Here is a 25,870-nt window from a genome sequence, read left to right as displayed (position 1 = left end):
TCAGGCAATCTTGTCGAGCGGCAGATCGAACAGGTCCATCTGAGGCCGGGCGTCTGCGGGCACTCGGAACTGGGTTTCGTCCAGCAGGCGGTGCGGCATGTCGAGACCGTAGCGTTTGACGGCGGCCTTGAACCGCGTTCCGATCAGTTCGGCGACAGGACCGGTTCCCTTCATCCGCTGGGACCAGTCGGCGTCATAATCCTTGCCCCCACGTGTTTGGCGGATCAGGGACATGACGCGCGCGGCGCGATCCGGGCGGGCGTCGGCCAGCCATTCCCGAAACAGATCCTTGATCTCAAGCGGCAGACGCAGGGTGACATACATGGCCCGCGTGGCCCCGGCCTTGGCGGCGGCTTCCAGTATGGCTTCCAGTTCGTGATCGTTCAGACCGGGAATGACGGGGGCGAAACCGACCCCGACCGGACAACCGGCGTCCGCCAGGCGGCTGATCGCCTCCAGCCGCTTGGCGGGGGTGGAGGCGCGCGGCTCCATCGCCCGCGCCAGCCCACGATCCAGGGTGGTGATGGAGACGAAGGCCGAGGCCAGCCCCGCCTTGCCCATCGGGCCCAAAATGTCGGCGTCGCGCGCGATCAAAACCGACTTGGTGATGATGCTGAATGGGTGATTGAACCGCTGCATGACCTCCAGGATCGAGCGCGTCGACTTCAGATCGCGTTCGACCGGCTGATAGGGGTCGGTGTTGCCGCCTATGTGGATGCGCTTGCATCGGTATCGGGGTGCGAGGAACGCCTGTTCCAGCAGACTTGCGGCCTGGGGCTTGAAGAAGATCCGGCTCTCGAAATCCAGGCCCGGGGATAGGCCCATCCAGGCATGGGACGGACGGGCGTAACAGTAGATGCAGCCATGTTCGCAACCTTTGTACGGGTTGATGGAGCGGTCGAAGCCGATGTCCGGACTGTCGTTCCGGGCGATGATGGTGCGGGCGTGTTCAGGGGTGAGGGTGGTGCGCAGCGGCGCAGCCTCGGCGTCGTCCTGCGTCCAGCCGTCATCAAACGACTGATGCTGCTCAGGCTCGTATCGGCCGCTGGCATTCGAACGCGCGCCTCTTCCCTTGGCGGTTTCCATGGGAAGGAGGATGCGACATTAGCAGGAACAAAGCAAGAACATTTGTTCTCGCGACCTTGGGCTCAGTCGGGGCCGATGACCATGCAGGTCACGCGACGCGCGGCCAGCGCTTCGCAGGCGGACTTTGCGCCGGTTTCGGTCAGGCCCACGAAGCGCGAGCGATACCAGTCGCCGGCGGTCTGGACGTTGCGTTCGGCGGTGGCGAACTGATCGCGGAAGCGGCGGTTGACCTCGGTCAGCCAGTCGGTCGCCACCTTCTCTTCGCGGAAGGCGCCGACCTGCACCGCCCAGCGACCGGCCGGCGTGCGGGGCGCGGTGCGGGCGGGTTCGCGCGTTGAGGACGACGCAGAGCGACGGGGGGTGGTGGATGGGGCGACCACAGCATTGGCCGGCGCGCCGTTCAGCGAGGCGGTGACATTGCGGTGCGCACGAGGAGCGGGAGTGGCGGCCGGCGCCGAACCAATGGGCGGCAGGGTTGCGGCGGTTCGCTGGCTGGCCGCGCGCTCCGAAGGGGCAGGGGCGACACGAGTCGGCAGGGCGGCGGGCGCCGGCGCGGCCGTATAGGCGACAGCGGTGGATTCCGCGCCGACGCCATCCTCGTCGTCATTGACCGAAGCATAGGCGATCGGGGCGTCGGCGATCGCCGATCCCACGCCGAAACCACGTTGCTCGAAGAAGGTCTGCGCGACCTGGATCCGCTCGCCTTGGGCGCGGCGGCGCTCGACCTCGAACCCGGTGTCCATCAGCTCGGCGACGTGGGCATTGCGGCTGGCGGTCGAACGTCCGCCCAGGACCACGGTGATCAGGCGTCGCCCGTCGCGCACGGCCGAGGCGGCGAGGTTGTAGCCCGAGGCGTTGGTGTAGCCGGTCTTCATCCCGTCATAGCCTCGCCCGGTCGGCAGCAGGCCGTTGGTGTTGCGATAGTTGCGGCCGTTGTAGGCCCAGTCGTGAAGGCCGAAATAACTGTAGTACTGAGGGAAGTCGCGCATGATCGCGCGCGCCAGAATGGCCTGGTCGCGTGCGGAGGTCACCTGACGTGCGTCCGGCAGGCCGTTTGCGGTGTAGTAGCGCGTCTGGGTCATGCCCAGCTGCGCGGCCTTCTGCGTCATCATATTGGTGAAGCGGGCTTCCGATCCGCCGATGTGCTCGCCGATGGCCAGGGCCATGTCGTTGGCGGACCGCACGGCGGTGGCGCGCATGGCGTTGTCCAGGGTGATGGTCTGGCCTGCAGCCAGGCCCAGTTTCGATGGCGGCTGGGACGCGGCGCGCGGCGAGATCGTCAGCACGTCGTTCACATTGGCCTTGCCTTGGGACAGCGCCTCGAACGTCAGATACAGCGTCATCATCTTGGTCAGGGACGCTGGATAGCGGCGGCTGTCGGCGTTCCGCGCGAACAGAACCTCGCCCGTGGCGGCGTCGATCACGATGGCGGCGTAGCGGCTGTTCTCCTGGGCCGAGTAGGCGGTCTGGGCCTCGATCGGCCTGACGTTCGCGCCCAGAACCAGCGAAAGCGCGAGGACGGCGAACAGGCCACGGCGGAGAAAAGCGATCATGGGCGGGACAACCCCTCGGTGAGCAGGGTGCGACAGGCCCCCCGGCCGTCACGAACGAACAGCTAGCATAGGAAGCGCGGGTTTCGTGGTGGTTAACCGCGCGTCAACGCAAATTTGACCGGCCGATCAAAGTTATCGCCGATCATATTGTGCATTGCACAAAACGCTTGAAAAACCTTCGCACTTGCAGCATATTGTGGGTCTGCGAGATCCTCTCGCGTCATTATTTCCGCCCTCAGGTCCGTCCCCAAGGGCCTTCTACCGGAGAGACGATCATGGCCGACGCCGCTGAAACCGTGAAGAAAACCGCCGACCAAGCCACCGCCGCCGCAACTTCGGCCGCCGCCAAGGTCAAGGCGCAAGCCGAAACCATGCAGGCCGCCGGCACGCAGGCCTTCCGTGACGGCATCGACAAGTCGACGGCCTCGATGGCCGAACTGAATGCGCACAGCAAGAAGACCCTGGAAGCCATGGTCGAGTCGGTCACTGTCGCCCAGAAGGGCGCCGAGGCCCTGTCGCAGCAGGCGCTGGGCTTCGCCAAGTCTTCGTGGGAAGACGGCGTCGCCGCCTCCAAGGAACTGTCGACCGCCCGTTCCGTGCAGGAGTTCTTCGAGCTTCAGACCGCCTGGGCCAAGAAGTCGATGGAGCGCTATGTCGCCGAGCTGACCAAGACCAACGAGATCGTCACCGCCACGGTCAAGGACAGCATCAAGCCGATCAACGAGCGTGTCACCGCCTCGGTCGAAACCTTCCAGGCCGCTCGCTAATCCCGCGAACCGCCTGAAGAATCGAGAAGGCCCCGGAGTTCGCTCCGGGGCCTTTTTGCTGTCAGGGCAGGGCGGAATGGTCGTAGCTGAAAACCCGCGCCAGCTTCCACTCGGCCCCCTCCTGTTTCCACATCTGCGTAAAGCGGGCGCGTCCCACGCGCTGTTCGGGGCCATCACCCTTGCGCTCGTAGAAGATGTGCTCGCCCGTTTCGACCGCGCCGTAGTTGTTGATGGGATAGACGGCCAGACCGTCTCGCAGAGCCTCGCGTCGGGTCCGCCAGGGGTCGGGCGCGCTGCGGTCCTGACAACGCGCGGCGTATTGCGCGACAAAGCTGTCGGCGTCGGTGGCCACACGCCCGCCGCGGTCGTCGAAAAACTCGAAATCATCGGTCAGCATGGCCCGAAGTCCGGCCGGATCGCAGCCTTCGAAGAAGACGGCGAACAGTTTGGCGTCGGCCGCCATGACGGCGGTTTCCAGCGGCGTGGGCTGGGCGAAGGCGGCGAGCGAAAGGGCGGCGAAGAGGGCGGCGGGCATGGCGATCGAGAGCTGTTCAACTGAGGCGTTCAACCTGAGCCGTTGACCGCCTTGGATCACGTGAAATCTTTGTCAGACGCCCTTCACGAAAGCCGTGACTGGACGCCGCTTCAATTCAGGCCATCATTCCCTATCTGAGAGCCAAGACGACTCCCCGATTACGGAACACGAATGCCCATACAAAGGCCCGGTGAGACCGGCGGCGGTCAAGGAACCGCCGTCGTCACCGAAACAAAGCCGAAGCTGCAAAAGCCCTCGCTCTATCGAGTGCTGATTCTGAACGACGATTATTCGCCGATGGAATTCGTCGTCTATGTGCTGGAGCGGTTCTTCCAGAAGAGCCGGGAAGAGGCCACCCGCATCATGCTGCATGTGCATCAGCATGGCGTCGGCGTCTGCGGCGTCTTCACCTACGAGGTCGCCGAGACCAAGGTCGCGCAGGTCATCGAGACGGCGCGCCGCCACCAGCACCCTTTGCAATGCACGATGGAAAAGGACTGAGAGGAGCCTCCCTATGCCTTCATTTTCCCGTCCTCTCGAAGAAACCCTGCACCGCGCGGTGGGATACGCCAATGCGCGCAGGCACGAGTATGCGACGCTTGAGCACCTGCTGCTCGCGCTGATCGACGATCCCGATGCGACCGGCGTCATGCAGGCCTGCAATGTCGATCTGTCGGCGTTGAAAGCGGCGCTGACCCTCTATGTCGACAACGACCTGGCCGCCCTGGCCACCAGCGACGGTGAGGACGCCAAGCCGACCGCCGGTTTCCAGCGCGTGATCCAGCGCGCGGTGATCCACGTCCAGTCGTCCGGCCGCGAGGAAGTGTCCGGCGCCAACGTGCTGGTCGCCATCTTCTCCGAGCGCGAGAGCCACGCGGCCTACTTCCTGCAAGAGCAGGACATGACGCGCTATGACGCGGTCAACTTCATCGCCCACGGCATCGCCAAGAAGGCGGGCGCCAACGAGGCGCGTCCCGCCAAGGGCGCTTCGCCCGAAGAGGCCGAGGATGCTTCCGCCGTGAAACAGGGCGGCGAGGCGCTGGAAGCCTATTGCGTCGACCTCAACGAGAAGTCGCGCCAGGGCAAGGTCGACCCGCTGATCGGTCGTCAGGCCGAGGTGGATCGCTCGATCCAGATTCTGTGCCGTCGGACCAAGAACAACCCGCTTCTGGTGGGCGACCCCGGCGTCGGCAAGACCGCCATCGCCGAAGGTCTGGCCCGTAAGATCGTCAACGGCGAAGTGCCCGACGTCCTGAAGGACGCCACCATCTATTCGCTCGATATGGGCGCGTTGCTGGCCGGCACCCGCTATCGCGGCGACTTCGAGGAACGCCTGAAACAGGTGGTCAAGGAACTGGAGAACCACGACAACGCCGTGCTTTTCATCGACGAGATCCACACGGTGATCGGCGCGGGCGCGACCTCGGGCGGGGCGATGGATGCCTCGAACCTGCTGAAACCGGCCCTTGCGTCCGGCACGCTACGCTGCATGGGATCGACGACCTACAAGGAATATCGCCAGCACTTTGAGAAGGACCGCGCCTTGGTGCGTCGCTTCCAGAAGATCGACGTCAACGAGCCGACGGTCGAGGATACGGTGAAGATCCTGAAGGGCCTGAAGACCTACTACGAGCAGCACCACAAGGTCCGCTACACCGACAGCGCCGTGCGCACGGCGGTAGAGCTGTCGGCGCGCTACATGACCGACCGCAAACTGCCGGACAAGGCGATCGACGTGATCGACGAGGCCGGGGCGTCGCAGATGCTGCTGACCGAATCCAAGAGGAAGAAGGTCATCGGTCAGAAGGAAGTCGAGGCCGTCATCGCCAAGATGGCCCGCATCCCCGCCAAGTCGGTGTCCAAGTCCGACACGGAAAGCCTGCGCGAGTTGGAAACCGATCTGAAGCGCGCCGTCTTCGGTCAGGAACAGGCCATCGAACAGGTGTCGGCGGCCATGAAGCTGGCGCGGGCGGGTCTTCGCGACCCGAACAAGCCGATCGGCAGCTTCCTGTTCAGCGGCCCGACCGGCGTCGGTAAGACCGAGGTCGCCAAGCAACTCGCCGCCACATTGGGCATCGAGATGCAGCGCTTCGACATGTCGGAATATATGGAGCGCCACACGGTCAGCCGTCTGATCGGCGCGCCTCCCGGCTACGTCGGCCATGACCAGGGCGGGCTTCTGACCGACGCCGTCGATCAGCATCCGCATGCCGTCGTGCTGTTGGATGAGATCGAGAAGGCGCACCCGGATGTCTACAACATCCTGCTGCAGGTCATGGACAACGGCATGCTGACCGATGCGGTCGGCAAGAAGGTCGATTTCAGGAACGTCATCCTCATCATGACCACCAATGCCGGCGCCGCCGACAACGCCCGCGCCTCCATCGGCTTTGGCCGGGGCAAGGTCGAGGGCGAGGACGACAAGGCCATCCAGCGCCTGTTCGCGCCGGAGTTCCGCAATCGCCTGGACGCCATCGTGGCCTTCAAGCCGTTGCAGGCCGACACGATCCGCTCGGTGGTGACGAAGTTCATCCTGCAGCTGGAAGCCCAGCTGGCGGACCGCAACATCACCATCGAACTGACCGACGAAGCCGCCGACTGGCTGGCCAAGAACGGCTTCGACGAACTGTACGGCGCGCGTCCGCTGGCGCGGGTCATCCAGGACTCGATCAAGAAGCCGTTGGCCGACGACATCCTGTTCGGGCGTCTGACGCGCGGCGGACACGTCAGGGTCCAGCTGAAGGACGGGAAGATCGACTTCGACATCACGAGCGCCAGCGCGCCCGCGAAAGCCGAGGAAGAAGAGACGGCCTGATCCTCGAAAAGGTGATGGCGAAAGGCCCGGCTGGAAAAAGCCGGGCCTTTTTCTATACCTGCTTGTAGGGCGATAGTTCTTCGGTCATCGCCCGCATCTGCGCTGCGACAGCCGGGCGTTCGCCGTCCAGATAGCGGGCGACGGGATCGCGCAGGGCGGGGTCGGCGATGAAATGGGCGGAATAGACGGGGGAGGGCAGATAGCCGCGCGCGATCTTGTGGTCCCCCTGGGCCCCGGCTTCGACGCGGGACAGGCCACGCGAAATGGCGAATTCGATAGCCTTATAGTAGCAAAGCTCGAAATGCAGGAACGGCACGTCTTCCAGCGTGCCCCACTGACGACCGTAAAGGGCGTCGCGGCCGATGAAATTCAGGGCGCCGGCAATGGGCGTCTCATCCCGAAACGCCATGACCAGGGCGATGCGGTCGGCCAAGGTGGCCCCGATGCGGCTGAAGAAGTCGCGCGTCAGATAGGGCCGACCCCACTTGCGCGAGCCTGTGTCCATGTAGAAGGCGAAAAAGGCGTCCCAGTGGGCCTCGGTGATGTCGGCGCCGGTCAGGACGCGGATATCCAGATCGGCCTGGGCGTCGCGGCGCTCGCGCTTGATGGTCTTGCGGCGGTTGGCCGACAGGGCGGCCAGAAATTCGTCGAATGTCCGATAGCCGTTATTGCGCCAGATGAACTGGATGTCCTGGCGCGGCAGCAGGTCCGCCTCGGTCATGGCCGACCATTCCGGCTCGGTCGGGAAGTTGACGTGCAGAGACGAGACGCCCAGCCGTTCGACCAAGGTCACCGCCCCCTGGATCAGGGCCTTACGCACCGTCGCGGCGTCGGTCTCGGGATGGTTCAGGAAGCGCGGGCCGGTCGCGGGCGTAAAGGGCACGGCGCCCAGCAGCTTGGGATAATACCGGCCGCCGGCCCGTTCGTAAGCGTCGGCCCAGCTGTGGTCGAAGACATATTCGCCCTGGCTGTTGCCCTTCAGATAGAGGGGCATGACGCCCAATACCGCGTTGTCTTCACCCCTCAGAGCCAGGTGGCGTGGGGCCCAGCCCTGGCGCGGCGCGGCGCTGCCCGAGGCCTCGCACGCGTGCAGAAAATCATAGGAGACAAAGGGATCGCCGGTGGGCAGGGCGCACGCGTCCCAGGCCTCTCGGCCGATGTCGGCGATCCCTTCGTGAACCGAGATCTGAAAGATCAGCGGATCTCCACGATCGCATCGATCTCGACGGCGAAGCCGAGCGGCAGCTTGTACACGCCGACGGCCGAGCGGGCGTGCTTGCCAGCGTCGCCGAAGACCTCGACCATCATGTCCGAGCAGCCGTTGATGACGGCGGGAATGGCGGTGAAGTCGGGACCGGCCTGAACGAAGCCGCCCAACTTGACGATGCGGACCACCCGGTCCAGATCGCCATCGCAGGCGGCCTTGATCTGGGCGATCAGGTTCAGACCGCACAGACGCGCGGCTTCCAGCGCCTGCTCCGGCGTCACGTCCACGCCGACCGTGCCCTTGATCCCGCCGTTCGCGTCGTTCGACAGCTGACCCGAGATGGTGACCTGATTGCCCGAGCGGACATAAGAGACATAGCTAGCCACCGGCTTGGCGGGTTCCGGCAGGGTGAGGCCGAGTTCGGCGATGCGGGCTTCGATGCTCATGGGGGCTCCTATTTATCTGGGCGCGGTTTAGCGCGGGGCAAGGGCGGCGTCACCCGTTCGGCGCGCTTTAAAGGTTCGCCAACCGCGCCGTGTCATGGTGCGATCATGGATATGCATCTGACCCCCAACGTCGCCGCCTTCCATGCCGTGCTGGCGCGGTTGTCTCCCGGCGACCGCGCGCGTGTGGACGCCGCCGTAATCCCGGCCGCGCAAAAGGCCGCCGAGGCGGCGCCGCATTGGGACTTCGAAATGCCGGCCAAGGCGGTGGATGCGCTGTTGGGCGCTGAGGCGTCCGACGATGTGCGTCGCGGCCTGGTCGCCGCCTGGGCGCTGCAACTGCCCGACCGAGCCGCGGCGATGAACCTGCCGGCCGAAGTCATGGCCCTCTATCCCTACTGGATCGAACAGCTGGCGGCGTTTCTGGACAAGGCCGAGGGCGACTACGTCTTCGATCACTGGTCCAAGGACGTGCGCTTCACCCTGGCGCTCAGCGTGCCGGGCGCCAAGAGCCAGGTCATCGACCTGTCGTCGCCGGTCGGACCCGGACAGATCGTCAAACACGTCCTCGACGGCTGGGGCGTCAAACCGCTGTTCCGCTATCTGGCAGCGGGCGCCAAGCGCGAGCCTTGGCTGGAGGTCCATACCGAGAGCCGCTGGCTACGCGGCTTCAACGAGGACGGCTGGAACGAGGCCTGGGCCACGGCGGCCGAGCTGTGCCGCGCGCGGCCCGAACTGGCCGGTATGATCGGCTCCAGCTGGTTCTATGACCCGCCCCTGACAGAGATCAGCCCCCGCCTGGCGCACCTGCGCCTGAACCCGCTGAAGGGCGGCGCCTTCATGGTCCACCAAGGACCGGGCGAGATTCACACCGAACGGGCGGCGACGGCGTCTGCGTCGAGGAAGGCGCTGATCGACAGCGGAGAATACACCGCCCGATCATGGCTGATGATCTGGCCTCGCAAAGAACTGATCGCCTGGGCGGATCGGCGCAAGGAGGCCGCTTAGTTCACCTCCGTCATCCTCGGGCTCGACCCGAGGATCGGATGCGGATCGGGCTGTGCGTTACCCCTTGAAATAATGCGGCGGAACGTCCGGCCCTCGGGTCGAGCCCGAGGGTGACGCGTTTTAGCGGGTCGCGCGTTCCCACGCCGCCGCGACCGGCTGAATGTCGAGATCGGCCGCCTTGGCCAGTCGGATCAGCCGATCGATGTCCTCGGGACGGCAACCATAGGGCGTCGGGGCGTCGCTGACGTCATGGCCGTAGGCGATCAGCCAGCCCTTGGACGCCGCCGTTTCCGCCACCAGCGCCTCCAGGTCGTAGCCGGGCAGGCGACGGCTCTCCAGGCCGATGGCCTGCAGCAGATTGCGGTCGGCGCGGCCGCTGTTGATCCCGTCGCGCACGCCGCGCCCGCACAGGAAGCGCCGGTCGATTACGGCCTTCGATCCCAGGGCGCAGTCGCCGAACGGATAGGCGAAGGTCTGCATTTCGTATCCGTCCAGCCGCTCGGCCACCCAAGCGGCGTTGCGGGCCAGGCTGGCGTCCAGTTCGGTCGGCGACAGGGTCAGGGTCGAGACATGCTCATAGGTGTGGCATCCGACTTCGTGCCCAGCCTCATGGAGGGCTTGCAGGTGCTCCACCTCAAACTGGGGCAGGTCCAGATTGCGACCGCCCGACAGGCCGCCACAGACATAGTAGGTCGCCTTGACCCCGTGCTGGGCCAGAATCGGCCCGGCCTCGGTCCAGGCCGATGCCGGGATATCGTCGAACGACAGGCTGAGGATACCGCGCGCGGGCCGCACGTCGGCACGACGGACATCGAGATAGCGGCCGGCGCGGCGACGCATCTTGTCGAGAAAGGCGCTCATGCCCGCCTTGTCGCACGATGGGCTTAAGGCCGGGTTTCAGACCGTGACGGGTTGGGCCGTCAGACCGCGCACGCCGAAGACACGGCGATAGCGTTCGATCTCAACGGGATCGCCGACCGCTTTCGCCGGATTGTCCGACAGTTTGACAGCGGGACGACCGTCGGCCTCAACCACTTTGCAGACCAGGGAGATCGGCTCCAGTTCCGGCGCGAAGGCGGGCGAACAGTCGCGGAAATCATTGGTCAGATTGGTGCCCCAGCCAAAGCTGAGACGGGCGCGGCCGTGGAAATGGGCGTGGGTCGCCTCGATCCCGTCAATGTCCATGCCGTCCGAGAAGATCAGCAGCTTCTCCTTTGGGTCTCGCCCATGCGCGCGCCACCAGTCAATCAGGCGCTCGCCGGCCGGGATGGGCGGGGCCGAGTCGGGACGAAAACCGGTCCAGTCCGCCACCCAATCGGGCGCCTGCTCCAGAAACGCCTCGGTGCCGAAGGCGTCGGGCAGGACGATCAGCAGATTGCCCGCATAGTGCCTGCGCCATTCGTCGAGCACCGCATAGGGAACCTGAGCCAGCGCGGCGTCGTCGGGCGCCAGGGCCGCCAGAACCATCGGCAATTCGTGGCCATTGGTGCCGATGGCTTCAAGGTCGTTCTCCATGGCGTGCAGGACGTTGGACGTGCCGATGAAGGATTTGCCCAGCCCTTCCTTCAAGGCCTGAATGCACCAGCGTTGCCACAGGAAGCCGTGGCGCCGCCGCGTGCCGAAGTCGGACAAGGCGAGGTCGGGCAAGAGCCGCAGTCGCTCGACCTTGGACCACAGCCGCGTCTTGGCGCGCGAATACAGGATGTCCAGTTCGAACCGGCCCAGCCGCCGCATCCCGACCCGGCAGCGCAGCTCGTTCAGGATCGCCAGCGCCGGGATTTCCCACAGCGTCACCTCGGCCCAAGCGCCCGAAAAGGTCAGCACATACTGCCCGTCCTGAACCGAAAGGTCATAGTCCGGCAGGCGATAATCGGTCAGCCAGGCGATGAAATCGGGCGAAAAGATCTGCTTCACGCCATAGAAGCTGTTGCCCGCCAGCCAGACTAGTTCCTTGTTGGTGAAGCGCAGGGTGCGAGCGTGATCCAGCTGTTCGCGCAAGGCGTCGATATCGATCTCGTCGGCCAGACGCACCGTCTTGGTGCGGTTGATGACCTGGAAGACGACCGGCACGTCGCGATGCTCGCGCCAGATCATTTGCAGCATCAGCAGCTTGTAGAAGTCCGTGTCCAACAGGCTGCGGACGATCGGGTCCAGGCGAAAGCCATGGTCATAGGCGCGTTTGGCGAGATCCATGCCCTGTCCTACGGCTTCAGCGCGCGGCCCGCCACCACCGCGTCCTTGCCGAATTTTTCGCGCAGCGCGTCGATGGCGCGCTCTGTCTTCAAGGCGCGCGTCTCGGTGGTCTGGAACAGGCCTGCGGGCGCGTCCTCGGCGTCCTGCACATCCGCCATGCCGATGCCGATCAGGCGATAGGGGCGGCCCAGCTCGGGTTTCAGCAGATCGCGCCCCGCGGCGAACAAGGCGCGGGCGGTCTGCACCGGGTCGGGCAGGGTGACGCGTCGGGTCACGATCTTGAAGTCAGTGCGCCGCAGCTTGAGCACCAGCACCCGGCTGGCGACGCCGTCGCGCCGGGCCTTGGACGCCAGTTTCTCGCACAGGGGCCACAGCTCGGCCTCCAGCGCCTCGGCAGAAATCAGATCTTCGTTGAAGGTCGTTTCGGCGCTCATCCCCTTGCGATCTCGCTCGGGGTTCACGGCCCGGGTGTCGCGGGCATGGGCCAGATCGTGCAGGCGCAGACCGGATTCGCCGTAGCGTTTGACCAGGTCGCGCACGTCGGCCCGCGCCAGATCGCCGATGGTCGAATAGCCGTCGCTGCGCAATGCCTTGCCGAACACAGGCCCGACGCCGGGCAGGGCGGTGACGGGGCGCGGCGCGAGCAGGGCCTGGGCGTTGGCGGCGCCGACGACGGAGAACCCGCGCGGCTTGTCCATCTCCGACGCCATCTTGGCCAGGAAGCGGTTGGGCGCCAGGCCGATGGAGACGGTCAGGCCGGTTTCCTCCTCGATCTGTTTCTGAAAGCGGATCAACTGCAGCGCCGGCGGGCCGCCGTTCAGCCGCTCTGTGCCCGACAGATCAACCCAGGCCTCATCCAGCGACAACGGCTGGATCAGGGGTGTCAGCTGCGCCAACGCCCCCAGAATACGCTGCGATTCGAAGACGTATTTGGTGAAGTCCGGCCGGATCACCACGGCCTCGGGACAGGCCTTCAGCGCCTTGAACATCGGCATGGCCGAGCCGACGCCATACTGGCGCGCGACATAGCAGGCGGTGGAAACCACACCGCGCTTTCCGCCGCCGACGATGACCGGCTTGTCGCGCAACTCTGGCCGGTCGCGCTTCTCCACCGAGGCGTAGAAGGCGTCGCAGTCCATGTGGGCGATCGACAACTGGTCCAGTTCGGGGTCTGCGACCACGCGCCGCGATCCGCACGCCGGACAGCGGTTCTCGCGCGGCCCGGCGGGATCTTCGCCGGTCCACAGGCAGTCGCGACAGATGGCCTTGATGGCCACGCTTAAGGTCTCCGTAAGGTTGGCTTCACCCCAACTTAAGACTGGCCGCCTACGAATGCGACCAACGAGGCGTCCCGCGTTCGAGGGGCGCGCAGGTCAGGTGATGATGTCCAAGAAAGTCCTCATCGTCGAGGATAACGAGCTGAACATGAAGCTTTTTCATGATCTGCTCGATTCCCAGGGCTATGAGACCCTGCAGACCCGCGAGGGTTTGCAGGCGCTCGCCCTGGCGCGCGCCCATCATCCCGACCTGATCCTGATGGATATTCAGTTGCCGGAAATCTCAGGCCTGGAGGTCACCAAATGGCTGAAGGACGACGAGGAGTTGAACCACATCCCCGTCATCGCCGTCACCGCCTTCGCCATGAAGGGCGATGAGGAGCGGATCCGTCAGGGCGGTTGCGAGGCCTATATCTCCAAGCCGATCTCGGTCATGCATTTTCTCGAAACCATCCGGCAGCACCTCGGATGAGCGCCCGTATCCTCGTCGTCGACGATGTGGACGTAAACGTCCGCCTGCTCGAAGCCAAGCTGACCATCGAATATTACGATGTGCTGACCTGCAACGACGGCGTGTCAGCCCTGGCCATCGCCTCCGAGCACCAGCCAGACCTGATTCTGCTCGACGTCATGATGCCTGGCATGGACGGGTTCGAGACGTGCCGACGGCTGAAGGCCCAGGCCGAGACGCGCCATATCCCCGTCGTGCTGGTCACGGCGCTGGACGGGCGCGAGGATCGGATCAAGGGGCTTGAGGCCGGCGCCGACGACTTCCTGACCAAGCCCATCGACGACGTCATCCTGTTCGCGCGGGTCAAGTCGCTGACGCGGCTGAAGCACGTCATGGACGAACTGCGCGAGCGCGAGGAAAGCGGCCGTCGCCTGGGCGTCGATTCGGACAATGCCGCGCGACTGCGCAGCGAGGGCGGGCGGGTTCTGATCGTCGACGACGACCAGCGTCAGGCTGAGAAGATCGCCCAGGAACTGGTCGGCGAACATCGCGTCACCATCGAAACAGATCCCGAGGCGGCGCTGGTCGCGGCCAAGGGGGCGCTGGACCTGATCATCGTCAACGTCGCCGCCGCCAGCTTCGACGGCCTTCGGATCGTCGCCCAAGCCAAGTCGGGCGATGCGCGCCGCGCGCCGATCCTGGCGATCGTGGAGCCGACCGAACGGCCGCGCATGATCAAGGCGCTGGAACTGGGCGCCGCCGACATCCTGCCGCGCCCCGTCGATACCGAAGAACTATCGGCGCGCGTTCGCACCCAGATTCGGCGCAAACGCTACACCGACTTCCTGCGCCAAAAGCTGGACAGCAGCATGGAAATGGCCGTCACCGACGCCCTGACCGGCCTGCACAATCGGCGCTACATGACCGGCCAGCTGCAGGCGCTGGTGGGCCGCGCGGCCCAGGGCGGGGCGCAAGTTGCCGTGCTGGTTCTGGACATCGACCATTTCAAGTCGGTCAACGACAGCTTCGGCCACGATGCTGGCGACGAGGTGCTGGTGGAGTTCGCCGTGCGCCTGGCCACCAATGTCCGGGCTGTGGACCTGCCGTGCCGCATGGGGGGCGAGGAGTTCGTGGTGGTCATGCCGGGCGCCAGTCTGGAAGATGCTGGCCGCGTCGCCGAACGGATTCGCCGAGACGTCGCCTCCGCGCCCTTCCGCGTCATGGGCGGCAAGGAGCAGATCACCATCACCATCTCGATCGGCGTGGCCGCCACGACCGGCGACGGCGATACCCCTGAAGGCCTGCTGAAGCGCGCCGACGAGGGGGTCTATGAGGCCAAGGCCGCCGGCCGCAACAAGGTCATCGCCAAGGCGGCCTGACCCCCTTCGACACAACGAAAAACGCCCGGCTGGAGACCAGCCGGGCGTTTTCAATTCTCAGCGGATCAAGGCCTTACTTGATCTTGCCTTCCTTGAACTCGACGTGCTTGCGCACGACGGGGTCGTACTTCTTGACGACCATTTTCTCGGTCATAGTGCGGGCGTTCTTCTTGGTGACATAGAAGAAGCCGGTGTCGGCCGTGGAGTTCAGGCGGATCTTGATGGAAGCCGGTTTGGCCATCGGAATTACCTCTGCGACGGCGAAAGCCGCTTAAAATAAGAGGCGCGGAACATACTCAGCCGCGCTCCAAAGTCAACGGGCCAATCTCATACGGCCTTCCAGGGCTGGATTGGCTTCACAGTGGCGCAGGCGGGGCCGCCGTCGCGGGCACGGCCGGGCAGAATCACCTCCAGCGTCTGACCGGCGCGGGCCTGGGCCAGAAGCGCGGAGGGAATGTCGTGGACGTCGATCTTGGCGCGACGCGTCCATTCGCTGTGCTGACCGGCCGAGGTTCCGATGGCGAGATAGACGAACCGGCGGGTCGGTCCCTCGCGCCGGACGAAGGAGCCGGTCAGGCGATCGTCGTCGGACAGGGTGACCGGAACGTCGAAACTGATCCGACCGTCGCCGGCGATGCGAGGATCGACCGGGGCGTTGGCCTTGTCCTGCAGGCTATAGGCGACGCCGGCGAGCGGATCGGCGGTGGTCAGGCGCAGGGTGATCGGGGTTCCGGCCATGTTCAGTTCCTGTGATCGACCAGATGGCGTCCGCGCACCATGCGGACGAAGGGCAGGGGGCGGTTCGGCTGTTCCAGCCGTTCGGCCAATTCTCCCAACACGAAGCGGGTAATGGCGGGCAGGTCCACGGTGCGGGCCTGGTCCAATGGCAACCAGGCGATCTCGTCCAGTTCGCCTGATCCCGCAGTCGGCTCTGGCGACAGCAGGGCGTCGGCGGGGGCCATGAAGAAGCGAGCATCGAAGCGGCGCGTCCGACCGGGCGGGGTGATGGCGCGGGCGATGTAGGACAGGACCGACAGGTCCGGCAGGGCGCCCGCCTGCCGATACTCGCACCACGGCCCGGCGACGCGGGCGGCGGGGGCGGGGCGGCCCAGGATCAGGCCAGTCTCCTCGAAGGTCTCGCGCACCGCCGTCAGGGCCAGGGCGCGGGCGCGGCGGGCGGGCAGTTCGCCTTCTAACCGCCTTGCCGCGTCGGGCGAGAGGTCGGCGGCGCTGGCGGCGGTGAAGTCGCTACGGTCGATCCGCCCGCCCGGAAAGACCCATTTCGACGCCATGAAGACATGGCCGGGCGCGCGGCGCCCCATCAACACCTCGGGCCGATCGCCGCCGCGCGTGAGAATCAGGGTGGCGGCGTCCTTCGGCCGCTGGGCGCCGCCGACACGCGGGGCGTCGGTCAGGTCCTGGGCGGCGTCGAAGAAGCTGGACTGGGAGCGGGGCACGGGTCCATGCTGGACTGGACCACAACCGCCGATCAAGCCGGATCGCTTCCGAAAGACGCAAATGGATAGGATGGACCGGCACGACGCCCTTACAGTTGGCGCAATTGCGGTGCTGGCGGCGATCACGGTGACCGTGAGCCATGAAGCGGTGGGGCACGGCGGGACTTGCTTGGCGGTCGGCGGAGAGGTGGTTCTGCTGACCTCCTCCCTGTTCCGCTGTAGCGCGGGGTCAAGCCTGATCGATCTGGGCGGGCCGCTAGTCAATTTTGCGATAGGGTTGATCGCCCTTTTGACGAGCTCGAAGTTGGCGATGGGACGCCCAGGGCTTCGGCTTGGTCTGATTTTGATGGCGGGCTTCGCCGGGTTTTGGGAAGGCGGGTATCTGGTTCGGGCCATGGCGACCCGGGAGGGCGACCTTTATACGGCCGGAGCCGCATTTATTGGATCACCTGACGCTTCGTGGCGGATTTTAGGAGGTGTTTTGGGCGTGGTGATCTACGCTGGCGCCGTGGTCCTGGTCCGGCGAGGAATCGGTCGGCTGGGAGACGCCAGGCGGGTCGCTCGGATTAGCTGGGTAGCGGCCATGTTCGCCACGGTGTGCGCCGCGCTCGTCTACCGAGGCGGCCTTGGCGCCGACCTGAGGGACGCTACGCTGGAGATCGGAGTGGCGTCGGCGCCGCTGCTGTTTCTCAATCCGCGCGGCCCCGCAGAAGCCGCGCCGGTCATTAGCCGGAACCGTCTGATCTGGCTGCTTGCGTCGGGCGCTTTCATCGCCTTCACCCTGACAATGGGGCGCGGCATCGGAGCGCAATGGGTGAACTAGAGGGTCACCTCCGTTTGCCCTTACGCACGCCCTTCAGCCCGCCCGAAGGTTTGGAGCCATTGCGGGGCTTGGGGCCGCCCGGCCGGTTCTTGCCGCGCATCGGCGGGCCGTCGCCGCCGCGACCCCGGATGCCGTAGCGCGGGGCGGGGGCGTTGGGATCGCGGGGCTCCGGTTCACTGAGCATTTCGAACACCAGTCCGCCGGTGACCGGCGTGGCCTCCTGCAGCCGGACCTCGACCGTGCGGCCCAAGGTGAAACGCTTGCCGGTGCGTTCGCCGACCAGGGCGTGGGCGCGGTCGTCGTGGGTGAAATATTCGCTGCCCAGGGTCGAGACTGGAACCAGGCCGTCCGCGCCGGTGTCTTCCAGCCGGATGAACAGGCCGAAGCGGGTGACGCCGGTGATCCGCCCGGTGAAGGTCGCGCCGACGTGCTCCTCCAGATAGGCGGCGATATAGCGGTCCATGGCGTCGCGTTCGGCGGCCATCGAGCGGCGCTCGGTCTGGGTGACGCCCTCGGCGATGGCCGGCAGTTCGGCGATCTCGCGGTCGGTCAATCCGTCCTTGCCCAGGTTCAGGGCGCGGATCAGGCCCCGGTGGACGATCAGGTCGGAATAGCGCCGGATCGGCGAGGTGAAGTGGGCGTAGCGGTCCAGGTTCAGGCCGAAGTGGCCGACATTGTCGGGGCTGTAGATGGCCTGCATCTGGGTGCGCAGGACCACCTCGTTGACCACCTCGGCATGGTCGCCATCTCGGGTCTCGTCCAGCAGCTTGTTGAACCGTTTGGTCGTGCCGGGTTCGCCCTTGTTCCACGGCTTGCCGATGGTGGACAGGAAGTCGGCCAGGTTGAAGATCTTCTCCTGGCTGGGGGCGTCGTGGACCCGGTAGATCAGCGGCGTCTTCTTCTGCTCCAGGGTCTCGGCGGCGCAGACATTGGCCTGGATCATCATCTCCTCGATCAGCCGGTGCGCCTCCAGCGACGTGCGTTTCTCGATGGAGGCGATTCCGCCATCCGGCGCCATGCCGATGCGGCGTTCGGCCGATTCGATCTGCAGCGGACTGCGCCTCAGCCGGCCCTTTAGCATGGCGTGATAGGCGTTCCACAGCGGATAGAGGATGGTCTCCATGATCGGGCCGGTGGCGTCGTCGGTCTGTCCGTCGATGGCGGATTGCGCCTGTTCGTAGCTGAGCTTGGCGTGCGACCGCATCAGGCCGCGCACGAACCGGTGGCCGGTCTTTCGTCCGTCCTTGTCGAAGACCATCCGCACGGCGAGACAGGCGCGGTTCTCGCCCTCCTTCAGGCTGCACAGACCGTTCGACAGCACTTCCGGCAGCATCGGCTCGACGCGATCGGGGAAATAGGTCGAGTTGCCCTTGTCGCGCGCCTCGCGGTCCAGCTGGCTGCCGGGGCGGACGTAGGCGGCGACATCGGCGATGGCGACCCAGACGATCCAGCCGCCCTCATTCTTCGGATCCTCGTCGCGCGCCGCATAGACGGCGTCGTCGTGGTCGCGCGCATCGGCGGGGTCGATGGTGATGAAGGGGACTTCGCGCAGGTCCTCGCGCCCCTTCAGCGTCGGCAGGGCCTGATCCTCGGCCTCGCGTTCGACCGCTTCGGAGAAGCCGGTCGGGACGCCGTGGGCGTGGATGGCGATCAGGGAGGCGGCGCGGGGATCGTCCTCCTTGCCGATGTGCTCCAGGATCTTGCCGCGCTTGGGGCCGTAGCGGTGGTCGCCCTTTTCGACGGCGGCCAGGACCAGATCGCCGTCGCGCAGGTCGCCGGACTGGGCCTGGGACACCAGCAATACGTCCTTGGAGCGGCGATCGACCGGCTCGACGCGGGTTTCGCGCGCCGACTTGCGGATCACGCCCAGGACGCGGTTGGTCCCTACGTCCAGCTTCTTGACCAGCCGGGCTTCCCAACCCTCCGCGCTGCGCTGGAACTTCACCAGCACGCGATCGCCCAGGCCGGGGGCGGCCTTGGACTTGTCGGGCATCAGAATGGCGCGCGGGGCGTCGGGACTGGCCTCGACCAGGCGCACATACAGTTCGCCGTCGCCGTCGCGTTCGATCACATCGGCGACGCCGACGGGGGGCAGGGCGCCGGCTTCGGAAAAGCCCTTGCGACCGCGCTTGCCCAGTCGCCCTTCGGCTTCCAGTTCGCGGATCATTTCGCGCAGGGCCCGGCGGTCGCCGCCCTTCAGGCCGAAATGGCGCGCGATGTCGGTCTTCTCGGCCGATCCGGCCTCGCGCAGAAAGGCGACGAGGGTGTCTTTGTCGGGCAGACCGGCGGGCGGCCTTTTGGATGATTTGGTCATTATGTCTTTCGTAGCGCGGAACCGCGCCCTTGAGTAAATCTTGAGGGGTCAAATCTTGCGTGAGTTGACCATGTGAAGGCGGGGCTTCAGCTTCCGCCCGCCCCGAATGGAGTTTTCGATGTCCCTGACCGCCCCCGCCCTGAGCGCGACCGTCTCGTCGCCGCTGGATCTGATCGGCAAGACGCCGATGGTGGAGGTGACGAAGATCGACACCGGCCCGTGCCGCCTGCTGCTGAAACTGGAGTCCCAGAACCCCGGCGGTTCGATCAAGGACAGGATCGCCATCTCGATGCTGGACGCCGCCGAGCGCGAAGGCTTCCTGAAAGAGGGCGGCACCATCGTGGAGGCGACGGCGGGCAATACGGGCCTGGCGTTGACGCTGGTCGGTCGGGCCAGGGGATATAAGGTGCTTCTGGTCATCCCGGACAAGATGTCCAAGGAAAAGATCCAGCATCTCAGGGCGATGGGCGCCGATGTTCGTCTGACGCGTTCGGACGTCCCGCATGGCCATCCGGAATATTACACGGACATGGCCGAGCGTCTGGCCCAAGGCATTCCCGGCGGCTTCTACGTCAATCAGTTCGCCAACGCCGCCAACGCCGAGGCCCATGTGAAGACGACGGGCCCGGAAATCTGGGAGCAGACGGGCGGCGACATCGACGCCTTCGTCGCCGGCATCGGCTCGGGCGGCACCATTACCGGCACCGCGCAGTTTCTGAAGAGCGTGGGCTCGAAGGCCCAGATCATCCTGGCCGATCCGGTCGGCTCGACCCTGGCCGGCATCGTCAATGACGGCGTGCCGGGGCCGGAAGGCAGCTACACCGTCGAGGGAATCGGCCAGAACTTCGTGCCCGACACGGCGGACATGAGCCTGATCGACAAGGCCTATTCGATCCCCGACGCCGAGGCGATCGCCACGGCGCGCGAACTGCTGCTTAAGGAAGGCATCCTCGCCGGCTCGTCGTCCGGCACCCTGATCGCCTCGGCCCTGCGCTGGTGCCGCGAGCAGACGGAAGCGAAGACCTGCGTCACCTTCGTCTGCGATACCGGGGCCAAATATCTGTCCAAGGTCTACAACGACGCTTGGCTGGCCGATCAGGGCCTGGGCGAGCGGGAAATCCACGGCGACCTGTCGGACCTGATCAACCGCAAATACGAGAAGGGCGACGTCGTGGTCGCCGGGCCGGACGACACCCTGGACACCGCCTTCAAGCGGATGAAGGGCGCCGACGTCTCGCAACTGCCGATCATCGATGACGGCCGACTGGTCGGGATCCTGGACGAAAGCGACCTGATCCGCATCATGAACACCGACGAGATCACGCGGAAGGAACGGTTCGCCAAGCCCGTGGCCTCGGCCATGACGCGCGATCTGGACACGCTTCAGGTCAATGAGCCGCTGGACGCGCTGATCCCCGTCTTCGATCGCGACCGCGTGGCCATCGTGCTGGACGGCGAGCGGTTTGTCGGCCTGATCACCCGCACCGACCTGATCAACCACCTCAGCCTGAACCGGTAAGTCCATGAGCGACAAGAAGAACAGCCAGGGCTTTTCGACCCGCGCCATCCATGCGGGCCAACATCCTGATCCGACGACGGGTGCGGTGATGACGCCGATCTACGCCACCTCGACCTACGCTCAGGAAAGCCCGGGCGTGAACAAGGGTTATGAGTATGCGCGGGGCAAGAACCCGACGCGCGAGGCGTTCGAGGCCTGTATCGCGGACCTGGAGGGCGGCACGCACGGGTTCGGCTTCGGCTCGGGCATGGCGGCGACCTCGACGGCGCTGGAGTTGCTGGATGCGGGCGATCACATCGTCACCGGCGACGACCTGTACGGCGGGTCGTGGCGACTGTTCGAGCGGGTGCGCAGGCGGACCATGGGGCTGAACTTCGCCTATGTGGACCTGAGCGACATCGCGGCGGTCGAGGCGGCGATCACGCCCAAGACCAAGATGCTGTGGGTCGAGACGCCCACCAATCCCCTGATGAAGCTGGCCGACATCGCCGCCCTGTCGAAGGTGGCCAAGGCGCATGGGTTACTGCTGGTCGTGGACAATACCTTCGCCACGCCCTTCTGCCAGCAGCCGCTGAGCCTGGGGGCGGACGTGGTGATGCAATCGGCGACCAAATACCTGAACGGCCATTCGGACATTATCGGCGGCGTGCTGGTGACGGCCGATCCCGAACTGGCGACGCGGATCAAGTTTCTGCAGAACTCGGTCGGCGGCATCATGGGGCCGTTCGACGCCTTCCTGGCCAACCGGGGGCTGAAGACTCTGGCGCTGAGGATGAAGGCGCACTGCGAGAACGCGCTGACCATAGCACGCTGGCTGGAGACGCGCGCGGGGATCGCCAAGGTGATCTATCCCGGCCTGATCGCTCACCCGCAGCATGAGCTGGCCGCGCGCCAGATGCACGGCGGGTTCGGCGGGATGGTGACGGTGATCCTGGAGGGCGACCTGGAGCGCATCGAGCGCGTGCTGGAGCGGGTTCAGGTCTTCACCCTGGCGGAATCGCTAGGCGGGGTTGAAAGCCTGGTGAACCACCCGGCCATCATGACCCACGCCAGCGTGCCCAAGGAGGTGCGCGAGGCGGGCGGCGTGACCGACAACCTGATCCGGCTGTCGGTCGGGGTCGAGAACGTCGAGGACCTGATCGCGGATCTGGATCAGGCCCTGGGCTGATTTCAGCTGGAGGGAAGGGCTGTCTGGTGGCCGGTGACCGGCGGCAGCTTCTTCTTGGGGGCGGCGCGCTTGACCGGGGCCGTTGCGGGCTTGGGCAGGGCTGCGCGGCGAGCCATTTCGGTGTCGATGACCGGGATGATGTCGCTGGCGGCCATGACCTGGGTCGAGGCGCCGTGTTCGACCAGGCGGGCGGCGTTGGCGCGCAGCGTCGTCAGGTCGGCGTCGGTCATCGCGGGGATCATGTCGGCGAGCGGGGTCATGTCGGCATCCGTATGCAGAAGCCTCAGGGCTGGCGCGACAGGCGCCAGCCCTTCAGCTGATTGAAGGCGATTTCCACCGTCACGCGGTCGCCCAGCAGCGAGACGCCCGTCTGGGCGCCCAGCGAGGGCAGGACCGTAATCAGGTGGCCGTTTTCCAGGCGAACGCGACGGCCGCCGAGCGGCATCAGTTTGATGATCTCGCCGTCGAAGGCGATCACGCCGGCACTGGTCCGGGCCGGCTCGTTCGTGTTGGACGCGTGGTGCGTGTCCTACTCCGCCGCCGTAAGGCGACCGGCGGACTCTTTGCCGGAGCGCGAGTCGCGCTCGATTTCGTAGGAAATCTTCTGGCCTTCGTTCAGCGAGCCGACGCTCGAGGTTTCGACGGCCGAGGCGTGGACGAAGACGTCCTTGCCGCCGTCATCGGGCGCGATGAAGCCGTAGCCTTTGGTGGGGTTGTACCATTTTACAGTGCCGGTAGCCATTTGGAGACCTCCGTCTGGCGTTGACCGCAGGGAGGGATCCCTGGTCGGCCTGTCGGGTCTGAATGGGATCGGCTTTTGGACCTCGGTGCGTGATGCAAAGGGAGCAGCGGCGTTACGCAGAGAGATCGACCAGACCTAGATGGGCGCCCGACAACCGTTACGCAAGGGGCTGGCGATCAGAAGGCGTAGGCGACCTTGGCGACCAGGGCGTCCTCATATTGTTCGCCGAAGGTGTGGGCGTCGGTGTCGTAGTAGCGCAGGTCCAGTTCCAGGGCGTCGGTGAGGGCGTAGGTCACGCCGGCGTTCCAGCCGGTGTAGTCGGGCGCGCCGTTCTGTTCGCGACGACCGACGGCGACCGTGCCGTTCAGCTGGGGCGTGAAGTCCCAGCCCAGGCGGCCCTCGACCCAGGTGAAGCTGTCGGTCGAGCCGGCGGCGTCGGGCGAATACTGGACCTGCAGTCGCGCGCTGGCCGGGCCGATCGAGCGGCTGGCGTTGCCGGTGATCTCCCAGGCGTCCTGATCATAGCCGGCCTCGGCGTCGAGGCGGTTCTTGTAGGCGACGTTGAAGTCGAACCGATAGCCGAAGGCTTCAGGCTGATAGCCGACCACGAACTCGGCCTCGACGTTGGAGCCGCCGGCCTGGATCGTCTGGAAGCCGGGGCCGACGTAGAACAGGCCGTCAGTGCTTTCCCAGGTCGCCGAGCCGAAGGCGTAGCCGTCGTTGCCGGACTTGGACGCATCCTTGGAGCGGTTGTCCGTGCCCGCGCCCAGTTCGAAGGACCAGGCGTCGCGCGCGGCAGGCGCCGACTGGGCGGCGGCCGGCAGGGCGACGGCGAGCGCGGAAACGGACAGGGCGGCGAGGATGGTCGTGCGGATCATGGGGGCTCCAGCGCGAGAGAAGCGGATTTGCGCCGCCTTTAGCGTGCTCCGGCCTTGATGGCGAATTCCTCCGTGGCCTGAGCGAACTCTTGTCGCAGGCGCGCGACCAGTTCGGCGGTCGGCAGGACGTCGTGGATGGCGCCCGCGCCCTGGCCGGCGGACCAGACGGTCTTCCAGGCCTTGGCCTCGTCGCCCATGTCCAGCTTGTGCTCTGGCAAGGTCTTCGGATCGATGCCGTTTTCGATCAGCGACTTGCTCATGAAGTTGGCGGGGATGCCGGACACAGCGGGCGTGTGGACGATGTCGGTCGCGCCGCTGTCGATGACCATCTGCTTGTAGGCGTCGGCGGCCATGGCCTCGGTCGTGTTGATGAAGCGGGTGCCCATATAGGCGAAGTCGGCGCCCAGCATCATCGCCGCCGCCACGTCCTGACCCGTCGAGAGCGCGCCCGATAGGATGATGGTGCCCTTGAAGAAGCTGCGGACCTCATTCACCAGGGCGAAGGGGTTGATGATGCCCGCATGTCCGCCCGCGCCGTTGGCGACCAGGATCAGGCCATCGACGCCGGCCTCGGCCGCCTTTCGCGCATGACGAATGTTGGCGATGTCGTGGAAGACCTGACCGCCGTAGCCGTGGACCGCGTCGACCACGTCGCGCACGGCGCCCAGGGAGGTGATGATCAGCGGCACCTTCTCCTCGACCGACACCATCATGTCGGCCATCAGCCGGGGGTTGGTCGGGTGGACGATGTGGTTGACGCCGAAGGCGGCGGCCTCGGGCTTCAGCCGACCCTTGATCTCCTGAATCCAGTCCCGATAGCCCTCGGTCGTGCGCTGATTCAGCGACGGGAAGGTGCCGATCACGCCCGCATTGCAGGCCTCGACCACCAGATCCGGTCCAGACACCAGAAACATCGGCGCCGAAATGATCGGCAGGATCAGACCTTTTTGCAGCGAAGCGGGAATGGCCACGGACGTCTCCTTTGGTTTTCTTTCGCTACGCTTAGCGGGCTGTCGCCGGGGAAGGCAATCGCGGGGATTTCAGACGGTGGCGCGAAAAAATGAGTCTAATTCGTCTAATCTCGGGTCGGAGGCGGGGTGAAAGCGGGCAGGCGGCGACGGCGGGTGAAAACCGGCCATCATACGACGGTTCGGACGTAGGGTCGGTCGATTGACGCTGGTCGACGACGAGGCGTTGAAAGGGTGAGCGAAGCCGTCCGGGATTAGGATGGCTGGCCCGTCTCAATCCTCCCCCACCGGGGGAGGGGGACCGCGTAGCGGTGGAGGGGGCTGATCACGCACCTGCCGCTGAATATGGTCCACCACGGCAGCCAGTTCGCTCAACACATCCCGCGCCGGGATACGGAGGACGGAAATGCCGCGTGCGTTGAGCCATTCCGTCCGCCGTTTGTCGTGCTCCACCGCCTCAGCTTGGGAATGGCTTTCGCCGTCCACCTCGACCGCGAGGCGGGCGTCCTCGCAATAGAAGTCCAGAATGTACAGACCGATGGGGTGCTGGCGGCGAAAACGAATGCCGTCGAGCCGGCGACCTCTGATCTGTTGCCAAAGGAGGACTTCCGGCAGGGTCATCGTGCGGCGCAGGTCGCGGGCGCGGGCGACGGTTCTCTTCGGTGCGTAGGTCATTTCCGTCATGGACCGCATACGCGGCCGGCCCCCTCCACCGCTTCGCGGTCCCCCTCCCCCGATGGGGGAGGATTTTCATCTGAGCAGCAAGCGCCTAAATGCCCGGCATGACCCACTATACCGACAACCTCAGCCAGCTCGGCGCCCAGACCGCCGCTCCGACCAGTCCCGAGACGGCGGTGCTGGAGCGGGTGCCGAACCCGCATGCGGATACGCTGTATCTGGCCCGGTTCACTGCGCCGGAGTTCACCAGCCTGTGCCCGGTGACGGGCCAGCCGGATTTCGCCCATATCGTCATCGACTATGCGCCGGGCGACTGGCTGGTCGAGTCCAAGAGCCTGAAGCTGTATCTGACCAGTTTCCGCAATCACGGCGCCTTCCACGAGGACTGCACCGTCGCCATCGGCCGCAAGCTGGCCGACCTGCTGGAACCCAAGTGGCTGAGGATCGGCGGATACTGGTATCCGCGCGGCGGCATCCCGATCGACGTCTTCTGGCAGACCGGAGCACCGCCCGAGGGGCTATGGCTGCCGGACCAGGGCGTACCAACCTACCGCGGGCGGGGATAGTCAGAGTGGGCGCGTCCGCCGTTCAGCGCCGCGCGCGTGGCGA

28 protein-coding genes are annotated in these 25,870 nt (G+C 65.8%); 10 read left to right on the top strand and 18 right to left on the bottom strand.

All coding sequences use genetic code 11. The features are described from left to right. Positions 1–1,086, bottom strand: a complete 1,086-nt coding sequence (locus LG306_RS13385) for a PA0069 family radical SAM protein (protein ID WP_404415365.1) — start codon at positions 1,084–1,086, stop codon at positions 1–3. Positions 1,087–1,148: 62 nt separating this feature from the next. Further along, the gene (locus tag LG306_RS13380) at positions 1,149–2,639 is read right to left on the bottom strand and encodes a serine hydrolase (protein ID WP_404415362.1); all 1,491 of its coding nucleotides are present in this window, start codon (positions 2,637–2,639) and stop codon (positions 1,149–1,151) included. Positions 2,640–2,914: 275 nt separating this feature from the next. Between LG306_RS13380 and LG306_RS13375 the strand changes: the two genes are divergently transcribed. Further along, positions 2,915–3,406, top strand: a complete 492-nt coding sequence (locus tag LG306_RS13375; RefSeq protein WP_295172230.1) for a phasin family protein — start codon at positions 2,915–2,917, stop codon at positions 3,404–3,406. Positions 3,407–3,467: 61 nt separating this feature from the next. Here the strand turns inward: LG306_RS13375 and LG306_RS13370 are convergent, their stop codons facing one another. Next, positions 3,468–3,974: a nuclear transport factor 2 family protein gene (locus LG306_RS13370; RefSeq protein ID WP_404415358.1), complete on the bottom strand. Its 507-nt coding sequence runs from the start codon at positions 3,972–3,974 to the stop codon at positions 3,468–3,470. Between the two features lie 138 nt (positions 3,975–4,112). Between LG306_RS13370 and clpS the strand changes: the two genes are divergently transcribed. Further along, positions 4,113–4,442 (top strand): ATP-dependent Clp protease adapter ClpS, encoded by a 330-nt coding sequence (clpS, locus tag LG306_RS13365; RefSeq protein WP_017504641.1) that lies wholly within the window; start codon positions 4,113–4,115, stop codon positions 4,440–4,442. Between the two features lie 13 nt (positions 4,443–4,455). Beyond that, complete coding sequence (gene clpA, locus LG306_RS13360) at positions 4,456–6,756, top strand: ATP-dependent Clp protease ATP-binding subunit ClpA (RefSeq protein ID WP_026108343.1); 2,301 nt, start codon at positions 4,456–4,458, stop codon at positions 6,754–6,756. Positions 6,757–6,808: 52 nt separating this feature from the next. On the opposite strand, the gene LG306_RS13355 is transcribed toward clpA, so the two are convergent. Continuing rightward, positions 6,809–7,954: a GNAT family N-acetyltransferase gene (locus tag LG306_RS13355; protein ID WP_404419735.1), complete on the bottom strand. Its 1,146-nt coding sequence runs from the start codon at positions 7,952–7,954 to the stop codon at positions 6,809–6,811. Next, positions 7,951–8,409, bottom strand: coding sequence for a RidA family protein (locus LG306_RS13350; RefSeq protein ID WP_017504644.1), 459 nt, complete (start codon positions 8,407–8,409; stop codon positions 7,951–7,953). The genes LG306_RS13355 and LG306_RS13350 overlap by 4 nt, the downstream gene beginning before the upstream one ends. 105 nt (positions 8,410–8,514) lie before the next feature. Between LG306_RS13350 and LG306_RS13345 the strand changes: the two genes are divergently transcribed. Beyond that, positions 8,515–9,414 (top strand): hypothetical protein, encoded by a 900-nt coding sequence (locus LG306_RS13345; protein ID WP_404415354.1) that lies wholly within the window; start codon positions 8,515–8,517, stop codon positions 9,412–9,414. A gap of 120 nt (positions 9,415–9,534) precedes the next feature. Here the strand turns inward: LG306_RS13345 and LG306_RS13340 are convergent, their stop codons facing one another. The 3 genes from LG306_RS13340 to LG306_RS13330 are packed head-to-tail and all read right to left on the bottom strand — an operon-like array spanning position 9,535 to position 12,884. Continuing rightward, on the bottom strand, positions 9,535–10,275 hold the full coding sequence (locus tag LG306_RS13340) for a polysaccharide deacetylase family protein (RefSeq protein ID WP_404415351.1): 741 nt from the start codon (positions 10,273–10,275) through the stop codon (positions 9,535–9,537). Positions 10,276–10,311: 36 nt separating this feature from the next. Next, a complete protein-coding gene (gene pncB, locus LG306_RS13335; RefSeq protein ID WP_404415349.1) occupies positions 10,312–11,607 on the bottom strand; it encodes a nicotinate phosphoribosyltransferase in 1,296 nt (431 codons plus the stop codon). Between the two features lie 8 nt (positions 11,608–11,615). Next, on the bottom strand, positions 11,616–12,884 hold the full coding sequence (locus LG306_RS13330) for a DNA polymerase IV (protein WP_404415346.1): 1,269 nt from the start codon (positions 12,882–12,884) through the stop codon (positions 11,616–11,618). Between the two features lie 106 nt (positions 12,885–12,990). Here LG306_RS13330 and LG306_RS13325 point away from each other — a divergent pair, with 106 nt between their 5' ends. Further along, positions 12,991–13,356: a response regulator gene (locus tag LG306_RS13325; protein WP_164952723.1), complete on the top strand. Its 366-nt coding sequence runs from the start codon at positions 12,991–12,993 to the stop codon at positions 13,354–13,356. Then, positions 13,353–14,714 carry a PleD family two-component system response regulator gene (locus LG306_RS13320; protein ID WP_404415343.1) on the top strand — a complete coding sequence of 454 codons (1,362 nt, stop codon included), beginning with the start codon at positions 13,353–13,355 and terminating at the stop codon, positions 14,712–14,714. The genes LG306_RS13325 and LG306_RS13320 overlap by 4 nt, the downstream gene beginning before the upstream one ends. A 73-nt stretch (positions 14,715–14,787) precedes the next feature. Here the strand turns inward: LG306_RS13320 and rpmG are convergent, their stop codons facing one another. From rpmG to LG306_RS13305, 3 genes are all read right to left on the bottom strand, one after another. Continuing rightward, complete coding sequence (gene rpmG, locus LG306_RS13315) at positions 14,788–14,955, bottom strand: 50S ribosomal protein L33 (protein ID WP_003164451.1); 168 nt, start codon at positions 14,953–14,955, stop codon at positions 14,788–14,790. Positions 14,956–15,041: 86 nt separating this feature from the next. Further along, positions 15,042–15,452 (bottom strand): DUF5990 family protein, encoded by a 411-nt coding sequence (locus LG306_RS13310; protein ID WP_404415339.1) that lies wholly within the window; start codon positions 15,450–15,452, stop codon positions 15,042–15,044. Positions 15,453–15,454: 2 nt separating this feature from the next. Next, positions 15,455–16,171 (bottom strand): NUDIX hydrolase, encoded by a 717-nt coding sequence (locus tag LG306_RS13305; protein ID WP_404415336.1) that lies wholly within the window; start codon positions 16,169–16,171, stop codon positions 15,455–15,457. 70 nt (positions 16,172–16,241) lie between these two features. Here LG306_RS13305 and LG306_RS13300 point away from each other — a divergent pair, with 70 nt between their 5' ends. Continuing rightward, positions 16,242–16,994: a hypothetical protein gene (locus tag LG306_RS13300; RefSeq protein ID WP_404415334.1), complete on the top strand. Its 753-nt coding sequence runs from the start codon at positions 16,242–16,244 to the stop codon at positions 16,992–16,994. A gap of 4 nt (positions 16,995–16,998) precedes the next feature. On the opposite strand, the gene rnr is transcribed toward LG306_RS13300, so the two are convergent. Further along, positions 16,999–19,308: a ribonuclease R gene (rnr, locus tag LG306_RS13295; protein WP_404415331.1), complete on the bottom strand. Its 2,310-nt coding sequence runs from the start codon at positions 19,306–19,308 to the stop codon at positions 16,999–17,001. A 118-nt stretch (positions 19,309–19,426) separates the two neighbouring features. Between rnr and LG306_RS13290 the strand changes: the two genes are divergently transcribed. Together LG306_RS13290 and LG306_RS13285 are read left to right on the top strand one after the other, a co-directional pair. After that, complete coding sequence (locus LG306_RS13290) at positions 19,427–20,827, top strand: cystathionine beta-synthase (RefSeq protein WP_295245885.1); 1,401 nt, start codon at positions 19,427–19,429, stop codon at positions 20,825–20,827. Positions 20,828–20,831: 4 nt separating this feature from the next. Next, positions 20,832–21,995: a cystathionine gamma-synthase gene (locus tag LG306_RS13285; RefSeq protein WP_404415327.1), complete on the top strand. Its 1,164-nt coding sequence runs from the start codon at positions 20,832–20,834 to the stop codon at positions 21,993–21,995. A gap of 2 nt (positions 21,996–21,997) precedes the next feature. Here the strand turns inward: LG306_RS13285 and LG306_RS13280 are convergent, their stop codons facing one another. The 6 genes from LG306_RS13280 to LG306_RS13255 all read right to left on the bottom strand — a co-directional run bounded on the left by LG306_RS13280 (position 21,998) and on the right by LG306_RS13255 (position 25,258). After that, positions 21,998–22,255: a hypothetical protein gene (locus LG306_RS13280; protein WP_404415324.1), complete on the bottom strand. Its 258-nt coding sequence runs from the start codon at positions 22,253–22,255 to the stop codon at positions 21,998–22,000. A 23-nt stretch (positions 22,256–22,278) separates the two neighbouring features. Beyond that, complete coding sequence (locus LG306_RS13275; protein WP_404415321.1) at positions 22,279–22,473, bottom strand: hypothetical protein; 195 nt, start codon at positions 22,471–22,473, stop codon at positions 22,279–22,281. 51 nt (positions 22,474–22,524) lie between these two features. After that, the gene (locus tag LG306_RS13270) at positions 22,525–22,737 is read right to left on the bottom strand and encodes a cold-shock protein (RefSeq protein WP_008260450.1); all 213 of its coding nucleotides are present in this window, start codon (positions 22,735–22,737) and stop codon (positions 22,525–22,527) included. A gap of 176 nt (positions 22,738–22,913) precedes the next feature. Further along, positions 22,914–23,615, bottom strand: coding sequence for a TorF family putative porin (locus tag LG306_RS13265; protein ID WP_404415317.1), 702 nt, complete (start codon positions 23,613–23,615; stop codon positions 22,914–22,916). A 38-nt stretch (positions 23,616–23,653) separates the two neighbouring features. After that, positions 23,654–24,586: an NAD(P)H-dependent flavin oxidoreductase gene (locus LG306_RS13260; RefSeq protein ID WP_404415314.1), complete on the bottom strand. Its 933-nt coding sequence runs from the start codon at positions 24,584–24,586 to the stop codon at positions 23,654–23,656. A 270-nt stretch (positions 24,587–24,856) separates the two neighbouring features. Continuing rightward, the gene (locus LG306_RS13255) at positions 24,857–25,258 is read right to left on the bottom strand and encodes an endonuclease domain-containing protein (RefSeq protein WP_404415311.1); all 402 of its coding nucleotides are present in this window, start codon (positions 25,256–25,258) and stop codon (positions 24,857–24,859) included. 107 nt (positions 25,259–25,365) lie between these two features. On the opposite strand from LG306_RS13255, the gene queF reads away from it, so the two are divergent. Next, complete coding sequence (gene queF, locus LG306_RS13250) at positions 25,366–25,827, top strand: preQ(1) synthase (RefSeq protein ID WP_055805377.1); 462 nt, start codon at positions 25,366–25,368, stop codon at positions 25,825–25,827. The last annotated feature ends 43 nt before the right edge of the window (positions 25,828–25,870 follow it).

It is taken from the genome of Brevundimonas vesicularis (assembly GCF_044807075.1).
GTDB lineage: Bacteria > Pseudomonadota > Alphaproteobacteria > Caulobacterales > Caulobacteraceae > Brevundimonas > Brevundimonas vesicularis_G.
This window is presented reverse-complemented; position numbering and strand designations above follow the sequence as displayed.

What these genes read in the sequence shown, in the direction of transcription:
- LG306_RS13385 (WP_404415365.1), bottom strand. Translation starts at nt 1,086, where the DNA reads ATGGAAACCGCCAAGGGAAGAGGCGCGCGTTCGAATGCCAGCGGCCGA.
- LG306_RS13380 (WP_404415362.1), bottom strand. Translation starts at nt 2,639, where the DNA reads ATGATCGCTTTTCTCCGCCGTGGCCTGTTCGCCGTCCTCGCGCTTTCG.
- LG306_RS13375 (WP_295172230.1), top strand. Translation starts at nt 2,915, where the DNA reads ATGGCCGACGCCGCTGAAACCGTGAAGAAAACCGCCGACCAAGCCACC.
- clpS (WP_017504641.1), top strand. Translation starts at nt 4,113, where the DNA reads ATGCCCATACAAAGGCCCGGTGAGACCGGCGGCGGTCAAGGAACCGCC.
- clpA (WP_026108343.1), top strand. Translation starts at nt 4,456, where the DNA reads ATGCCTTCATTTTCCCGTCCTCTCGAAGAAACCCTGCACCGCGCGGTG.
- LG306_RS13350 (WP_017504644.1), bottom strand. Translation starts at nt 8,409, where the DNA reads ATGAGCATCGAAGCCCGCATCGCCGAACTCGGCCTCACCCTGCCGGAA.
- LG306_RS13345 (WP_404415354.1), top strand. Translation starts at nt 8,515, where the DNA reads ATGGATATGCATCTGACCCCCAACGTCGCCGCCTTCCATGCCGTGCTG.
- LG306_RS13340 (WP_404415351.1), bottom strand. Translation starts at nt 10,275, where the DNA reads ATGAGCGCCTTTCTCGACAAGATGCGTCGCCGCGCCGGCCGCTATCTC.
- pncB (WP_404415349.1), bottom strand. Translation starts at nt 11,607, where the DNA reads ATGGATCTCGCCAAACGCGCCTATGACCATGGCTTTCGCCTGGACCCG.
- LG306_RS13325 (WP_164952723.1), top strand. Translation starts at nt 12,991, where the DNA reads ATGTCCAAGAAAGTCCTCATCGTCGAGGATAACGAGCTGAACATGAAG.
- LG306_RS13320 (WP_404415343.1), top strand. Translation starts at nt 13,353, where the DNA reads ATGAGCGCCCGTATCCTCGTCGTCGACGATGTGGACGTAAACGTCCGC.
- rpmG (WP_003164451.1), bottom strand. Translation starts at nt 14,955, where the DNA reads ATGGCCAAACCGGCTTCCATCAAGATCCGCCTGAACTCCACGGCCGAC.
- LG306_RS13310 (WP_404415339.1), bottom strand. Translation starts at nt 15,452, where the DNA reads ATGGCCGGAACCCCGATCACCCTGCGCCTGACCACCGCCGATCCGCTC.
- LG306_RS13300 (WP_404415334.1), top strand. Translation starts at nt 16,242, where the DNA reads ATGGACCGGCACGACGCCCTTACAGTTGGCGCAATTGCGGTGCTGGCG.
- rnr (WP_404415331.1), bottom strand. Translation starts at nt 19,308, where the DNA reads ATGACCAAATCATCCAAAAGGCCGCCCGCCGGTCTGCCCGACAAAGAC.
- LG306_RS13290 (WP_295245885.1), top strand. Translation starts at nt 19,427, where the DNA reads ATGTCCCTGACCGCCCCCGCCCTGAGCGCGACCGTCTCGTCGCCGCTG.
- LG306_RS13285 (WP_404415327.1), top strand. Translation starts at nt 20,832, where the DNA reads ATGAGCGACAAGAAGAACAGCCAGGGCTTTTCGACCCGCGCCATCCAT.
- LG306_RS13280 (WP_404415324.1), bottom strand. Translation starts at nt 22,255, where the DNA reads ATGACCCCGCTCGCCGACATGATCCCCGCGATGACCGACGCCGACCTG.
- LG306_RS13270 (WP_008260450.1), bottom strand. Translation starts at nt 22,737, where the DNA reads ATGGCTACCGGCACTGTAAAATGGTACAACCCCACCAAAGGCTACGGC.
- LG306_RS13265 (WP_404415317.1), bottom strand. Translation starts at nt 23,615, where the DNA reads ATGATCCGCACGACCATCCTCGCCGCCCTGTCCGTTTCCGCGCTCGCC.
- LG306_RS13255 (WP_404415311.1), bottom strand. Translation starts at nt 25,258, where the DNA reads ATGACCTACGCACCGAAGAGAACCGTCGCCCGCGCCCGCGACCTGCGC.
- queF (WP_055805377.1), top strand. Translation starts at nt 25,366, where the DNA reads ATGACCCACTATACCGACAACCTCAGCCAGCTCGGCGCCCAGACCGCC.